Here is a 15,271-nt window from a genome sequence, read left to right on the forward strand (position 1 = left end):
TCGTAATTCCGTGTCGCGAAGCGTAGCACTTGACACACAACCGAATCGGCGCTGTAACGTGTCGCTACGAAATCGATTACGTAACTCGGAACGGGAGGAACGATGAGCGGTCCCCGCGCCCGACGGCAGCGAGCAGGTCTCCTGTTCGTGGCCCCGGCGGTGCTGCTCGTGCTCGGCATGTTCGTGCTGCCGGTGATCGTGACCGCGGTGATGTCGTTCTACGACTGGTCGCTGCTCGGTCAGCGGACCTTCGTCGGTCTCGCCAACTACGACCGGCTCCTCGGCGACACGTCGTGGTGGCACAGTCTCGGCTTCACCACGCTCTACACGGCGATCGTCACCGCGGCCCTGCTCGTCGTCGGCTTCGCGCTGGCCACCGCGGTGCGGCACCGGCGGCGGGGCGTGGGCCTGCTGCGGACGGCGTTCGTCCTGCCGGTGGTGATCGGGTTCGCCACCGCGAGCTACCTGACGCTGTGGCTGATGGACGACCGCATCGGTGTCGTCCCCGACCTGTTACGGCGGCTCGGGGTGGTCGACGGCAGCGTCTCGGTGTTCAGCCACTTCCCGTCCGCACTGACCGTCGTGGTGGTCCTGGTGGTCTGGAAGACGGTCGGGCTCACGATGCTGCTGCTGATGTCCGGCATGCAGGCGATCTCGAAGGACTTCTACGAGGCGGCCCAGGTCGACGGCGCGAGCCGGGCCCGCACGTTCTTCTCGATCACGCTCCCGTTGCTGCGGCCCACCGTCGCGATGGTCCTCGTGCTCACCGTGATCGGCAGCTACCTGGCCTTCGACCAGTTCTTCATCCTCACCCAGGGCGGGCCGGACAACAGCACCATCCCGGTCGTCTACCTCATCTACCGGGCCGGCTTCATCGACTTCAACCTCGGCTACTCGGCCGCGATGTCGATCGGCCTGATGGTCATCCTGCTCATCCTCACCACCGTCCAGCTCGTGGTGCTCCGGTCCCGGGAGGACCAATGACCCGCCGTACGGCCTGGCTTCCCGCCATCGCCTTCTACGCCATCGGCGGCCTGCTGGCGCTGCTGTTCGTGGCCCCGGTCGGCTGGCTCGTCCTGGCCTCGTTCAAGAGCGGCACCGAGTTCGCCCAGACCCCACCGACCTATCTGCCACAGACCTGGAGCCTCGAGAACTACCGGCGCCTGGTCGAGGCGGGCCTGTTCCGCAACGTTCTCAACAGCGTGGTGGCGGCCGCCGGCACGGTCGTCGCCGCCACCGTCCTGTGTGTGCTGGCCGGGTACGGGTTCGCCCGTTTCCGTTTCCGGTTCCGGGGCGTGCTCTTCCTGGTTGTCCTGTCCACCCTGATGATCCCGTTCCAGTCGATCGTCCCGTCCCTCTACGTCATCCTCGACACCCTTCATCTGACCAACTCTCTGGCCGGGCTGATCCTCGTCTACACCGTGTTCGCCCTGCCGTTCGGCATCTTCACCATGCGCGCCGCCTTCGCCGCCGTGCCCGCCGCGATCGAGGAAGCGGCGATCATGGACGGCGCCGGCACCCTGACCACGCTGCGGCGGGTGCTGCTACCCGTCGTCTCGCCCGGCGTAGCGACCGTCGCGCTCTACGCCTTCTTCACCGCGTGGAACGAGTTCCTGGCCGCGCTGATCTTCACCACCCGGCAGGAGCAGTACACCCTGCCGGTCGTGCTGGCCAACCTGCAGACCGGCGCCGGCGGCCTGCTCAACTGGGGCGTTCTCGAAACCGGAGCGGTGTTCGCCGCGGTGCCGTGCGTCCTGATCTTCCTGATCCTTCAGCGCTACTACGTCGCCGGGCTGACCGGCGGCGCCGTCAAGGGATAACGGAGCCCCTCATGCACCTTCCCCGGATATTGCTGACCGCCGTGCTGCTCACCGGAATCGCCGCGTGCGGCAACACCTCGAACAGCCAGGACGAGACCCCGGCCGAGCTGACCGGATCGGGCCCGGCCACGCTCTGGGTCCGCGCCGCCGACGAGCCGCTCGACAAGGCCCTGGTGGCCGAGTGGAACGCCAAGAACCCGGACCGCAAGATCACCATGCTGACCGTGCCCGACGCCCAGTACGTCCAGAAGTACGTCCAGGCCGTCCGCGGGGGAGACGCGCCCGACCTGGCCGCCGTCGACATCGCCAACGTCAAGTCGCTGACCAGCCAGGGCCTGCTCACCGACATCACCGCCCAGCTGAAAGCGCTGCCCTACAAGGACAAGCTCGCCCCGGCCGGCGTGCAGATCAGCACGGTCGACGGCAAGACCTACGCGCTGCCGCACCAGCTCGACGTGTCGATGCTCTATTACAACAAGGGCCTGTTCACCAAGGCCGGCCTCGACCCGGCCAAGCCGCCGGCCACGCTCGACGAGGTGGTGGCCGCGGCCCGCAAGATCACGGCGCTGGGCAACGGGACGTACGGGTTCGCCTTCGCCGGCAACTGTGCGGGCTGCAACGCGTACACGATGCTGCCCTACATCTGGGCCAGCGGCGGCGACATCATGAACGCCGACGGCACCGAGGCGACGCTCGACGACCCGGCCGTGGCCGCCGTGCTCAACGCGCACAAGACCATGTGGGACGAGAAGCTGATGCCGGACTCGGCCAAGGACGACAACGGCGCGACCTGGCTCAGCAGCTTCCAGGGCGGCAAGGTCGGCATGGTCGCGCTCGGCAGCTTCGCGGTCAGCGTCTTCAAGGCCGACCCGAAAATCGATTTCGGGGTGACCCCGATCCCCGGCACGAGCGGCACCTCGGCCTTCCTCGGCGGCGACGTCATCGGCATCTCCAAGGGCGCCAAGAACGCGAAGACCGCGTGGGACTTCATCGCGTGGAGCATGGATCTCGAGGTGCAGAAGACCGTCGTGGCCAAGACCGGCCAGCTGACCGTGCGCTCCGACGCCGCCGACAACCCGTCGACGCAGGCCGAGCCGCGGCTGCTCGCGGCCAACAAGATGATCGCCGACGCACGCGTCCCGGTCACCGCCAAGTACAACTCGCTGTTCATCGACCCGACCGGCCCCTACCTGCAGTTCATCCGCGACTGGGTGTTCACCGGCGACCCCGCGCAGGCGATCGACAAGGGCAAGAGCGGCTTCAGCAGCCGCCTGGCCTCCTGAGAGGAATTCCCATGCAGGACTTGAGTTTCCGGTGGCCGCACCCGCGCTTCGACACCCCGCTCGGCCCGGTCACCGTGCGGATCCACACCGGCGAAAACGTTTACGGACTCGACCCCGCGTCACTGCGGGAGGAGGCCGACGGCTTCGTCGCCGACCGTCTCACCTGGGCCGGCGGCGAGCAGACCAGTCCCGGCCGGGCCACCGTCAAAATCATCAACACCGATTCCCGCGTACGCGTGGAAGTAGTCGCCGAACACAAGGACGGCATCCGCTGCGTGGCGGTCGTCCTGCACGACCAGCCCACGGGCGCGGTCACCGGCGTACGGGAAGAAGATCTTGAAGTTCCCCGCACCGGCCGCGTGATCGGCTATCCCAACGGCTGGTTCGATCTCGCCACGCCGATGCTCGCGATGAAGCGGCCCGACGGCACCCTGACCGTCGCCCGCAGCCTCGACAACCAGGTGCGCAGCAAGCGGTTCGTGATCATCCCGCACTTCGACGACCCGGACACGTGCGACCTCGAGTTGATCGCCGACACCGACGCTGCCCGGCCGAGTGCCCGCTTCGAAGTGCCCGCATGGGACCTGCAGCGCACGGCCGACCTCGCCCCGGCTCTGACCGAACACACGGCTCACCTGCGGGCGGCCTACGAGTTGCCCACCTGGGAGGAGCGTACGGACGTACCGGCCTGGCTCCGCGACACCGCGCTCGTGCTGTCGCTCAACGGCATGCACTTCACCGGCAAGGTGTTCCTCGACTACGACGGCATGCTGGACGTGATCCGCCGACTGTCCGACCAGATCGAGGCCCGGCACATCCTGGCCTACCTGCCGGGCTGGGAGGGGCGCTACTACCGCTGGTACGGGCGGTTCGACGTCGACGAGCGGCTCGGCGGCGAGGCCGGGTTCCGGCGGCTGATCGAGGGCGCGCACCAGCTCGGCGCCCGCATCATGCCGATGTTCGGCGCCAACATCGCCTCCCGCGACCTGCCCGGCTTCGAGACCTGGGCCGCCCCCGGCCTGCTGCTCAACCCGAGCGGCCATGCCCCGGTCGGTTCGGTCGACTGGGACGCCTCCCGCCACTTCGACCACAGCTGGGGCGCGCTGGTCAACCCGGCCTACGAACCGTGGCGGCGCCACCTGGCCGAGCAGATCGTGCGGCTGCACCACGAATACGATTTCGACGCCGCCTTCCTCGACATCTCGGCGATGTACAACAACGACCCGCGCGGCAGCACCACGCAGGGCCTGCGCGACCTGGTCGGGCTGATCCGGGAGAGCGCGCCGGAGCTGGCGATCGCGGGCGAAGCGTGGTTCGACGCGCTCGGCGGGATCATCCCGCTCGTCCAGACCGGGCACCGCGACACCGTCCCGGTCCACCACGACCGGCCCGACCCGGCGCTGTTCACCGGCAGCAACCGGTCCTTCGGGCACGTCTGCCTGGGCGACCCGGCGCACGGCTCGACCGGCGTGCACGAGGCCGGCTACAACGCGCACTGGCGGCTGCCGGTGCGGGAGGGCGTGATCCCGACGCTGACCGTCGTGGGTGACACGCTCGACCTCGCCCCGTCACAGGTCAGCCTGGTGGTGCAGGACGCCCGGGAGTACGCGGCCAAGTTCCTGAGCTGAGCCGGCGACTATCATCGCGGCGGTGACCTACCTCGCGGTGCCGTATCTCGCGGAGCCCTGCTTCGCGGAGGCTCGGCGGTGACCTACCTCGCGGAGAACCGCCGCCGGCTGCGGCGGTCGCTCGTCGCCGCGGCGCGCGAACTGACCGTGGCCAACGGGTGGGACGGCGTTCGCATGGCCGATGTCGCCGCCGCCGTCGGGGTGAGCCGCCAGACCGTCTACAACGAGTTCGACGGCAAGCCCGGGCTGGCCGAAGCGGTGGTCGCGGCCGAGGTCGAGCGGTTCGTGGCCACCGTGCGGGCCGCCCTGTTCGAGCACGGCGCCGACGTGCGGGCGGCGGCGCGGGCGGCGATCCACGCCGTGCTGGTCGAGGGCGCGGCCGACCCGCTGGTGCGGGCCATCCTCACCGGCGCGCCTGACGGCGGCCTGCTGCCCTATCTGACCACCGACGGCGGGATGGTGCTGGCGGCGGCCGGGGCGGTGATCCGCGAGTGGGCGGCGGAGTTCGTCCCCGAGGCCGGCGGCGATCGGCTGGACGCGGCCGCCGACGCCGTCGTCCGGCTGACCGTCAGCCACCTGATGCTGCCGGCCGCGCCACCCGGGCCGACCGCCGACGCCCTGGCCGACGATTTCGTGCGCCTGCTGGCGGACTGACGGCGTACGGGTCACACGGCCAGGCCGAGGTACTTGATGTCGAGATACTCCTCGATGCCCTCGACGCCGCCCTCGCGCCCGAACCCGGACGCCTTCACGCCGCCGAAGGGTGCGGCCGGGTTCGACACGATGCCCTGGTTCACGCCGACCATGCCCGCCTCGAGGCCCTCGCCGACGCGTACGGCCCGGGACAGGTCGTTGGTGAACAGGTACGCGGCCAGCCCGTAGTCGGTGTCGTTGGCCATCCGCAGCGCCGCGTCCTCGTCGGCGAAGGTCTCGATCGGCGCCACCGGACCGAAGATCTCTTCCCGTACGGGCGGGGAGCCGGCCAGCACAGTCGGCGCGTAGAAGTAGCCGGCGTCGCCCACCGGCTCGCCGCCGCACAACACCTTCGCGCCCTGGGCGACGGCGTCGTCGACGAACGCGGCCACCTTGTCCCGCGCCCGTGCGTCGATGAGCGGTCCGTAATCGATTCCGGGCCGGAGCGCGGCCATCCGGTCGGTCAGCCGCCGGGTGAACTCGTCCGCCACTGCTTCGTGCACCAGGAACCGGTTCGCGGCCGTGCAGGCCTGTCCCATGTTGCGCATCTTGGCCAGCATCGCGCCGTCCACGGCGGCGTCCAGGTCGGCGTCGTCGAACACCAGGAAAGGTGCGTTGCCGCCCAGCTCCATCGACAGCCGCAGCAACTGGGTGGCGGACTGCTCGACCAGCAGCCGGCCGACCCCGGTGGAGCCGGTGAAACTGAGCTTGCGCAGCCGGGGGTCGCGGACGATCGGTTCGACGACCTCGCCCGTACGGGTGGTGGCGAGCACATTGACCACCCCGCCCGGCATGCCCGCCTCGCGCAGCAGGTCGGCCAGGGCGAGCATGGTGAGCGGCGTCTGGGTGGCCGGCTTGACCACCATCGTGCAGCCGGCCGCGACCGCCGCCCCGATCTTGCGCGTGCCCATGGCCAGCGGGAAGTTCCACGGCGTGATCATCAGCGCCGGCCCGACCGGACGGCGCACCGTGAGCAGCCGCGAGTTGCCGTCCGGCGCGGACGACCAGCGCCCCGCGACCCGGACCGCCTCCTCGGCGAACCAGCGGAAGAACTCGGCCCCGTACGCGACCTCGCCCCGCGACTCGCCGATCGGCTTGCCCATCTCCGCCGTGATCAGCTCGGCGAACTGCTCCGTGCGCTCGGTGAGCAGCTCGAACGCGGTCCGCAGAATCTCGCCGCGGACCCGGGGCGCGGTCGCCGCCCACTCCGGCTGGGCCCGGTGGGCGGCCTCGAGCGCGGCCGCACCGTCGGCCACCGTGGCGTCGGCCACGTCGCTCAGGTGCCGGCCGGTCGCGGGATCCTCCACCACGAACGTCGTGCCGTCGCTCGAATCGCGCCAGGTGCCACCGATGAACAGGCCAGTGTGTTTCATGATGTAACCCTCACCGGTGCGGACGCGGGGCGTCCAATACCGGACAGGCACCATTCCTATGCTCGGGGGGCATGACGGTGGAGTTGCGGACGCTGCGCTACTTCGTGGCCATCGCCGAGGCCGGCACGGTCACCGCGGCCGCCGCCGCCCTGCACTTCACTCAGCCGTCCGTGTCCCGCCAGGTGCGCCAGCTGGAACGGCAACTGGGTCTGGAGCTGTTCGTCCGCGACGAGGGCCGGCTGCGGCTGAGCGCGGCCGGCCGGGCCTTCCTGCCCCTCGCCACCCAACTGCTCGCCCAGGCCGAGCGCACCCAGGCCGCCGCGGCCGCGATCGCGGCCGGTCACCTGCCCACCCTGACCATCGCCGCACCCGCCACCACCCTGACCGACGTCGTGGCGCCGTTCCTGGCCACGCTCGGCCCCGGCGACCCGATGCCCGCGGTCCGGGCCGAGGTGCCGATTTCCGTGTACGGGGCTCTCGCGCGCGGCGCCGACCTGGCGATCGGCGCCACCCCGTGGCCGGCCGGGCTGGACGGCCGACCGCTGGCCGACCTGCCGTTGTGGGCCTACGTGCCGGCCGGCCATCCGTGGGCCGGTCGCTCCGAGGTGTCGGTGGAGGCGCTGGTCGGTGAGCCGTTGCTGCTGCCGACGCCGGACTACTACCCGCGGCGGGCGCTCGACGTGGCCGTCGCGTCGGCGCGTCTGGCCTACCGCGACGTGCACGAGTTCACTTCGGCCGAGGTGGCCCAGGCTGTGGCCGCGTCGGGGCGGGGGATCGCGGTGGTGTCGGACGACGCCCGGTTCGACCTGCACCCGCTGCGGGTGCTCGGCGTGGGGATCAGCCTGTACGCGGCGTGGGAGCCGGACCACTACGCGGCCACGACGATCCGGGCGGTGGTGGAGCGGTTGGCCGCGTTCTGCGTGGCCCGTTACGGCCCCGAGGTGACGCCGCTCTAAAGCCGGCGGAGCCAGAGCTCAGCCGCCAACTCGTATTGGCCGTGGCCGGCGTACACCTCCTGCAGGCGGACAACGGCGTCGCGGTAGACCTGTGCATAGCGCGACCCCTCCGACATCGAGACCTCCTGGTAGAGATCAAGTGCTTCGGCGTAACAGGCGAACTCGCCCTCGTGATCGGCCCCGGCACATCGCGCCATCGCGGCGTTGTCGAGTGAGTGGGCAAGCCGGTACCGATCAACGGGGTTGCTGGGCTCGAATGTCCGTGCCAGTGTCACGGCCTCGTCCGCAAGGGCGTGAGCTCGTCGGGCGTCTCCTCGGTGGCGGGCGCGGGTGGAGCTCGTCAGAAGGGCATCAACCAGTTTTCCTTCGCGTGCGGGATTGTCGGCCGCCACTGTGCGCCAGAGCGTGACCACTTCGTCGGCCGTTGCGCCGGCCTGTTCGGTATTTCCTCGTCGCTCCAGGGTCGCGCCGAAGACGTCCAAGGCACCGGCCAGCACTACATCACCGGCGATGTCTGCGGTCGCCGGTCTTCGGGCGATCGCGACGGCTTCCTCGGCCGTCGAGCAAGCTGATTCGAGATTCTCCGACCGCAGTGCGGTGATGCTGTAGTTCGTCAGCGCCGCCGCGAATTGAGCCGAGTAACCCGGGTTGTGCGCGGCCAGCCGCCGATAGAGATCGACGGCCTCGTCGGCGGCCGCACCGGCCAGCTCCAGCTCGGCCGAGTCCAGGGCCCGGGCGGTCAGGTTGGTCAGCGCCACGGCCAGTTCAGGTTCATACGCGGCGTTGTCCGCGGCGGCGATCCGATAGAGGGCGGTCGCCTCGCCCGCCACGGCCAGCGCGCGTTCATCCATGCCCAGGTGAGCCAAGCTCAGCCCGAGCTGGTCCAGCGCCCAGGCGAGAGCGGGCCGGACCGGAGAGTCGACGACGGTGGACCTCCAGTAGGCGACGACCTCCTCACCGAGCAGAACGGAACGCTGAGTGTCGCCCAAGGCGTCCGAGTAGTTGGCCAGCGCTTGAAGAGCCCGGTGGAGCATGCCCTCGTGTTCGGTGTCCTCGGCAGCCAGACTCCGGAACAGGGCGACTGCTTCGTCAGCAGTGTCATACGCCGCCTGAGCGTCCTCGACATCGTTTGCCGCGGCGGCCTGGTTCAGCAATGTACCGGCGAAGGCGTCCCGGAGGTCCGGATCGTCGCCGGCCAGAGTTCGCCACAGGTCGGCCGCCTCGGCCAGGACTTCGATCGACTCCCGGTGCTGGCCGATCTTGGCCAGGGCCACGCCAAGGTTGGTCGATGCGGCGGCGAGATCGTCCAGGCACCGCGGATCAGCGGCGACCGCGATCCGGCCGAAGTCGACGAGCCGTCGCGACACAGCGACTTGAGTACGGGGCAAGGCGAAGGACGGAAAAGAATCTTCCAGCGCCGCGAAGACCGGCTGCGGCGCGTCGTAGTCATCGACGAACGCAGCGAGATGCTCGTCGAGCTCGACCGTGGCGTAGACCCACGCGATCCGCACCGCGAGCAGGGCGCTGTCGTCATCGCCGGATCGCCATACTTTCCCGAGCAGTGTCAGCGCGGCGGGGAACGTGACCGCGGCCCGCGTCAAGGTCGTAACGACTCGGTGGTACTCGGGCCGGTCCAGACCGTGGATCAGCCGCGCCGCGATCCCGGGCTGCTCGGACAACCGGTCGACCAGGAACCAGAGGCCGAACATCTCCGGCTCGATCAGCACCCCGGTGCCGTGCGGATAGAGGTTTCCGACCCATCGGGCGACGTCGCGTACCTGGGCCTCCGGGGCGTCGGCCAGGTCCGGGACGCGGCGCAGGACCCGCACCGCCGCGTCCTCGTCGTCGGCTCGCAGCAGCGCCAGTGCGAGAATGCAGCGCTGCCGGATCTGTTTGCTCAGAGTGGAGACGCCCCATCCCGGTGCGGTCGCGGCCGACTCCCACCACGCCTCCTCGTGCGCGAAGAGCTGCCGGATGAGTTCGTCCCCGGCCGCGCGCCGAGCCGGCCGACGGGTCAGCTCCAGCACCGTGAGCAAGGCCCGCGTCTGTACGGTCAACATCGTCTCGCCGTCGTCACCGACCCGGCCGGCCAGGGCCTTGACCGACGGCGCGCGTAGCTCGGCGCGCCGGGCGAACTTCCCGACCGCCAGCGCAAACCAGCGCTCCCGGTCGCCCGGGCCGCCGTGGGCCGATAGTTCGAGCACCTGGCCGCGCGTCAGCGCCCGCGCCGCGTCGGGCACCCGCGTGCGCAGATCCGCCTGCAGGCTCGCACTGTTCCGGGCGATCAGCAGAACACGTACGGGCGGCTTGCCTCCGTACGCAGCCAGGGCCGTGAGCAGATCCGGTAGGTCGGGCCGGATGTCCGCGTCATCGACGAGTACGAGGGCGGGGTCGCCGCACGCCGCGATCGCCGGGAGAGCGCTACCACCTGCGCCGGCTTCCAGCCAGCCGGCCACCCATGGTTCGGTTCGCGACAGTCCGAACTCCAGTGCGAGCCGGGTCTTGCCCACTCCGGCCGGTCCGGACAGCACCAGCACGCCGGTCGGGTCTTCTCCGGACTGCCATTCGCTCAATTCGTCGAGCTCGGCCCGCCGCCCCTGCAACGGCACAACCCGCAGGCCGGGAGCCAGCAAACCGAAGACGCCACCGGTCTCGCTGTCCCTCGGCTCGAGCGGGGCCAGCACGCGGGCCCGCGCCTCGACGGCCGCGCTTCGCTCGCTCCGGCCGTGCCGCCACGTCTCCCAGCCGGCCCAGCCGGCGGCCAGCCCGACGAGGCCGGTGGTCAGCGTCCACGACCACTCGCCGGTGGCCAGGTTGGTCAGCGTCCCGACGGCGACGCCGAGCACTGTCGATACGCCGGCCGGAACGCCGCGGGTCATCCATCGCGACCCATCCATCTCATCAGACTCCACCCGGAGGACCGCGGACGCGATCGCCCGTAGGGCCGAACATCCGCCGACCGCCGTCCTCTACGGTGGTGCGCGTGGACGTCAGCAACGTGCGTACGGAATCGGGCGCCCTGGTGAACCTGCGTTTCGCGGGCGACCGGGTCGAGGTGCGGGAGATCTCGCCGGCCCGTCAGCGGGCACTCCGGGCGTGCGCGGGCGGGCTGCTGCTGGGCACCGGGCTCGCCGCCGTCGCGGCCAACGCCGGTCTCTTCGGGATCCGCGGGCTGCCCGTCGTGCTGTGGATCGTGGCGGCGGCCGTGCTGGCCGGTGGCGTGGTGGGCGGCGGGTTGTGGTGGCTGGTGGTCTCCCGGCGCGACGGGCGACGCGGGGTGTCCACGATCGAGGCCTCGTCGGTGGTGAACGCCCGCAGCCGCGCCGAGAACGGCCTGGTGACCGTGGCCCTGGAACTCGCGGACAGCCCGGACCGCGAGTTCAGCGCGGTGGGCCATGCCGGGACGCAGCTGTCGGCCCGTTTCGGAGAGGTGCTGTCCGCTACCTGAGGCTACGCGTTGTCCCTTGCGGGTGACCGTTTTCTTGTTCGGTGGTCGGTATGTCATAGGATTTCGACCGGTTGGCGGCCCGGTTGAGGAGATCCATGACAAGCACCACCCCGGGCCGGCGGCAGCGCGTGGCCGACCTGTGCGCGCGTCTGGTCGGTGCGCCCTGGTTCAGCCTGGCCGGCTTCGCGGTCATCGTGGTCAACGCGGTCGCGCTGGGGCTGGAGACGTACGACTCGGTCGTCGCGACGGCCGGTGGACTGCTGCACATGGTCGAGTACGTCTGCATCGCATGCTTCGCCGTCGAGCTGGTGATCCGGTTCCTGGCCGGGCCGGCCGGGTTCTTCCGCGACCGATGGAACCTGTTCGATCTGGTCATCGTGATCGCGCCCCTGGTGCCGGGCGTGCGCGAGAACGTCACCCTGCTCCGGCTGCTGCGGCTGGCCCGCATAGTCCGTACGTTCCGGCTGTTCCCGAGCCTGCGCGTCATCCTGGTCGGGATCCGCCGCAGCCTGCCCGGGCTGGGCAGCTTCCTGCTGGTCACCGTGCTGCTGCTGTACGGCTACGCGATCCTCGGCTGGATGATGTTCGCCGACGACTACCCCGAGCGCTACGGCACGGTCGGGCAGGCGATGCTGACGCTGTTCCTGCTGCTTTCCCTGGACGGCATCACCGACACGCTTCAGGCCGGCCGCGAGGTCACCGAGTGGGCCGTCCTCTATTACGTCTCCTACATGGTGGCCGCGTGTTACCTGCTCACCAACCTGCTGGTGGGCCTGGTGCTGACCGCTTTGCAGGAGGCACACGCCGACGAGCGGGCCGCCGCCACCCGCCCCGACCCGCCCTCCACCGAAAACGCACAGTCCGATGCGCGCACCGCGCACCCGGACGGTCAGGTTGCTCAGTTCGTGCATCCGGGTACGCCCCGTGAACAGCCCGTGCCGTCGGATACGCGGTTGGACGGTCAAGATGCGCGATCCCGTGCGGATGACCGGGTCGTCGCACCGATTGAGGAGCGGGCAGTGCAGGCTGGTGTTCGGTTCGCTCAGTCCGACCCAGGGTTTACGGCCGCGGAGCTGCGTGACCAGATGTCGCGGTTGGAAGCCCTGCTCACTCAGATGCTGCGGCGGTCGACACCGGATGACCCGGACGCGGCGGTGCTCCGGAGTCAGCCACAGGGTTCTCTGATCGTCAGCCGGCGTGCCTCCGAGGACGAGACCGAGTCGGTCTAGGTGGGGTTGACGATTGCCCGTGTCACGGGCCGCGTAAGCCGGGGGTGGGTGATTGCCCGCGTCACCGGCCGCGAAAGCCGGGGTGGGCGTAGCCGTGGGTCGCGTCGAGCCGTGATGAGGGAGTGTGTCGCGCGGGCGTGGAGGCGTACGGGGAAACGGGTTTAGGTGTGGGTTGGGTGTTCGTGGTCGGCGTGGCCTTTGGGCTCCAGTTGGAACGTCGAGTGCTCCACGTCGAAGTGGCCGGCCAGGCAGGTTTGCAGGTGGTCGAGCAGCTGCGGGGCGTGGCCGTCGTGGAAGCAGGAATCGTCGACCACCACGTGGGCGCTCAGCACCGGCAGGCCTGAGGTGACCGTCAGGACGTGCAGGTCGTGCAGGTCCAGCACGTGGTCGAGAGCGGTGATGTGGGCGCGGATCTGGTCCAGGTCGATGTCGGCGGGGGCGGACTCCAACAGGACGTGGATGGCCTCGCGCAGGAGCTTCAGGGCTCGGGGGACGACGATCACACCGATCAGGACGGAGACCATGGGGTCGGCTCGGGTGAAGCCGGTCAGGGCGATCACGCCGGCCGCGATGAGGACGCCGACCGAGGTGACGGTGTCGGTGGCTACCTCGAGGAACGCGCCGCGCATGTTCAGGCTGGCGTCGCGGGCGCGGAACAGCAGGGCCACGCCGATCAGGTTGCCGACCAGGCCGATCAGGGCGAACACGGCCATCCCGCCGGCCTCGACGTCGGCCGGGTCGATCAGGCGGCGGACGCCCTCGACGAAGACGTAGACGCCGATGCCGGCCAGGACCAGGCCGTTGACGGCGGCGGCCAGGATCTCGGCGCGGGCCCAGCCGAAGGTGCGCCGGCCGGAGGCGGGGCGGGCGGCCAGCAGTGTGGCGCCGAGGGCCAGCGCGACTCCACCGGCGTCGGCCAGCACGTGACCGGCGTCGGCCAGCAGGGCGAGGCTTCCGGTGATCAGGGCACCCGCGACCTCGACGGCGAAGATCACCAGGGAGATGGACAGCGCACCGATCAGGGCGCCCTTGTGGCGCCCCGTGGCTGTGCCGTGGTGGTGGTCGTGCCCGTGTCCCATCAGCGTCCTGTCCGCGCGGCGTGAACCATGTTCATATGCGAATCATACTATGTGTTGGCCGTCTCGAATCGGGTGGTCGACACGGACGCTACAAGGGGTGTGCCGTCGAGGGGAGTCGTGTGGCGTGTTTGTCCACTCGCCGGATCAGGTGAAGGCCGGTCGGGCCCGCCTCGGGCGGCGGTTCCGGTCGTTGGTGCGGTAGGCCGGGGCGGCTGGATCTTGGTAGCGGTGATCTTCGATAAGTGGTGCCGCTTACCCTGACGTTCAATCCGATCCTCACTTTCAGGAACATCTGGTAAACAACGGGGATGGCATTCGAGTGGACGACGGTTGGCGCCGTCGCGGTCAACGGTGTTCGACTCGGCTGCCGCGAGGCCGGTGACCCGGCGGGCACACCGGTTCTGCTGTTGCACGGCAGCGGGAGCAACGCGCGTACGTGGGACAGGTTCGCCGCGCGTCTGAGCGGCGACGGATATCGGGCGATCGCGGTTGACCTGCGCGGACACGGTTCCAGCGGTCGCTCCGGCGACTATTCGCTGGGTGCCGTCCGTGATGATGTGCTCGGTCTGCTCGACACGCTGATGCTGCGCGATGCCGTGCTGGTCGGGCATTCGGTCGGTGCCTATGCCGCGATGGCCGCGTCCCTCGAGGCGCCTGAGCGGATCTCGCGACTGGTGCTCGAAGACCTGGCGGCGCCGCCCCGAGGCGGCCGGACCGCGACGTGGCCTTCGGCGGAGATGCCCCCACGCGAGGCGCGGAGCGTTGGCGAGGCGCAGGGCGCACAAGGGCATCGGGACGCACGCGAGGCGCGGAGCGTTGGCGAGGCGCAGGACGCACAAAGGCCTCGGGACGCACGCGAGGTCGACGCGATGATGTCTGCGCGGGGAGCGTTGCCGGTCGAGGAAGCCCAGGCCGGGCGCGGAGGGTTCAGCGTCAAACCGGGCCAGGTGATCGCGGCCGTGGCCGGCATCCTGACCATGCGGCGCGATTACGACCTACGCGCTCTCGCCTCGCTGCTGCGGCAACTGTCCCGGGCCGACTCGGGCTGGTGGGAGCGGCTCGGCGAGGTTCGGCACCCGACACTGGTTCTCTCCGGGGGCCGGGCCAGTTGCATCCCGCCCCGCCGACTGGCCGAGGTGACCGGGCTGATCGAGGGCGCCCGCATGGCCACGATCCCGGTCGGCCATCGCGTGCACAGCCTGGCCCACGAGCGGTTCACCGCCGAGGTGCTCGCCTTCCTCGACGAGCCCGCCGCCGCCCGGCCCGCGCAGCCTGAGGTCGTCGGGTCCTAGGCGGACCGCGGCCTGAGGTCGTCGGGTCCTAGGCGAACCGCAGCCTGAGGTCATCGGGTCCTAGGCGAACCGCAGCCGGAGGTCATGGCCCCTCAGTGCCGGCGGAGTTGTCGAGGTCGAAGCGGACGATGACGATTTCGCTGTCGGCACGGAGTTGCGGGTAGTAGTCCCGCAAGCCGGGCAGGACGTCGGCGGCGGCAGCGAAACCGTCCTCGCGGGCCTCGTCGTCGGTGATGTGGTCGACGCGCTTCGCCACGGTCGAGACGATCTGGCCCGGCAGGGTCACCTCGTCGTGGCCGGCGGTCGGGGCGAAAACCAGCAACGCCGGCCCGACCCGCAGGGGATCGTCGAAGCGCATCGTCACCCGTTTGGTGCCGGCCCGCACGGCGGCCAGATGAACGCCGCGGAACCGCAGGCGCTGCAATGGCGCGGGCGTCGTCATCACAGCGACCTTAGACGAACCGGACAGG

Annotated in this window: 13 protein-coding genes; 9 read left to right on the forward strand and 4 right to left on the reverse strand. The window is 70.2% G+C overall.

Features of this window, described 5'->3' with window-relative positions; all coding sequences use genetic code 11:
* The first annotated feature begins 102 nt into the window (after positions 1-102).
* The 5 genes from KOI35_RS10625 to KOI35_RS10645 all read left to right on the forward strand — a co-directional run bounded on the left by KOI35_RS10625 (position 103) and on the right by KOI35_RS10645 (position 5,385).
* Positions 103-984: a carbohydrate ABC transporter permease gene (locus KOI35_RS10625; protein ID WP_215786053.1), complete on the forward strand. Its 882-nt coding sequence runs from the start codon at positions 103-105 to the stop codon at positions 982-984.
* A complete protein-coding gene (locus tag KOI35_RS10630; protein WP_215786055.1) occupies positions 981-1,820 on the forward strand; it encodes a carbohydrate ABC transporter permease in 840 nt (279 codons plus the stop codon). The genes KOI35_RS10625 and KOI35_RS10630 overlap by 4 nt, the downstream gene beginning before the upstream one ends.
* A gap of 11 nt (positions 1,821-1,831) precedes the next feature.
* Complete coding sequence (locus KOI35_RS10635) at positions 1,832-3,103, forward strand: ABC transporter substrate-binding protein (protein WP_215786057.1); 1,272 nt, start codon at positions 1,832-1,834, stop codon at positions 3,101-3,103.
* Between the two features lie 11 nt (positions 3,104-3,114).
* Positions 3,115-4,731 (forward strand): alpha-amylase family protein, encoded by a 1,617-nt coding sequence (locus KOI35_RS10640; RefSeq protein ID WP_215786058.1) that lies wholly within the window; start codon positions 3,115-3,117, stop codon positions 4,729-4,731.
* A gap of 78 nt (positions 4,732-4,809) precedes the next feature.
* A complete protein-coding gene (locus KOI35_RS10645) occupies positions 4,810-5,385 on the forward strand; it encodes a TetR/AcrR family transcriptional regulator (RefSeq protein WP_308120896.1) in 576 nt (191 codons plus the stop codon).
* Between the two features lie 11 nt (positions 5,386-5,396).
* On the opposite strand, the gene KOI35_RS10650 is transcribed toward KOI35_RS10645, so the two are convergent.
* Positions 5,397-6,797: an NAD-dependent succinate-semialdehyde dehydrogenase gene (locus tag KOI35_RS10650; RefSeq protein WP_246612875.1), complete on the reverse strand. Its 1,401-nt coding sequence runs from the start codon at positions 6,795-6,797 to the stop codon at positions 5,397-5,399.
* Positions 6,798-6,868: 71 nt separating this feature from the next.
* On the opposite strand from KOI35_RS10650, the gene KOI35_RS10655 reads away from it, so the two are divergent.
* Positions 6,869-7,753: a LysR family transcriptional regulator gene (locus tag KOI35_RS10655; protein ID WP_246612876.1), complete on the forward strand. Its 885-nt coding sequence runs from the start codon at positions 6,869-6,871 to the stop codon at positions 7,751-7,753.
* Here KOI35_RS10655 and KOI35_RS10660 read toward each other — a convergent pair.
* Entirely contained in the window at positions 7,750-10,650 is a 2,901-nt protein-coding gene (locus KOI35_RS10660; RefSeq protein ID WP_215786062.1) for a tetratricopeptide repeat protein, read from the reverse strand. The genes KOI35_RS10655 and KOI35_RS10660 overlap by 4 nt on opposite strands.
* 86 nt (positions 10,651-10,736) lie before the next feature.
* On the opposite strand from KOI35_RS10660, the gene KOI35_RS10665 reads away from it, so the two are divergent.
* Positions 10,737-11,201: a hypothetical protein gene (locus tag KOI35_RS10665; protein WP_215786064.1), complete on the forward strand. Its 465-nt coding sequence runs from the start codon at positions 10,737-10,739 to the stop codon at positions 11,199-11,201.
* Positions 11,202-11,296: 95 nt separating this feature from the next.
* Positions 11,297-12,430, forward strand: a complete 1,134-nt coding sequence (locus KOI35_RS10670; protein ID WP_246612877.1) for an ion transporter — start codon at positions 11,297-11,299, stop codon at positions 12,428-12,430.
* Between the two features lie 161 nt (positions 12,431-12,591).
* Here the strand turns inward: KOI35_RS10670 and KOI35_RS10675 are convergent, their stop codons facing one another.
* Positions 12,592-13,509 (reverse strand): cation diffusion facilitator family transporter, encoded by a 918-nt coding sequence (locus KOI35_RS10675; RefSeq protein WP_215786066.1) that lies wholly within the window; start codon positions 13,507-13,509, stop codon positions 12,592-12,594.
* A gap of 308 nt (positions 13,510-13,817) precedes the next feature.
* Here KOI35_RS10675 and KOI35_RS10680 point away from each other — a divergent pair, with 308 nt between their 5' ends.
* Positions 13,818-14,801, forward strand: coding sequence for an alpha/beta fold hydrolase (locus tag KOI35_RS10680; RefSeq protein WP_215786068.1), 984 nt, complete (start codon positions 13,818-13,820; stop codon positions 14,799-14,801).
* 82 nt (positions 14,802-14,883) lie between these two features.
* Here the strand turns inward: KOI35_RS10680 and KOI35_RS10685 are convergent, their stop codons facing one another.
* Positions 14,884-15,243 carry an ASCH domain-containing protein gene (locus tag KOI35_RS10685; RefSeq protein WP_215786070.1) on the reverse strand — a complete coding sequence of 120 codons (360 nt, stop codon included), beginning with the start codon at positions 15,241-15,243 and terminating at the stop codon, positions 14,884-14,886.
* Positions 15,244-15,271: the final 28 nt, after the last annotated feature.

This window comes from Paractinoplanes bogorensis (genome assembly GCF_018829635.1).
In the GTDB taxonomy this organism is placed as follows: Bacteria; Actinomycetota; Actinomycetes; order Mycobacteriales; family Micromonosporaceae; genus Actinoplanes; species Actinoplanes bogorensis.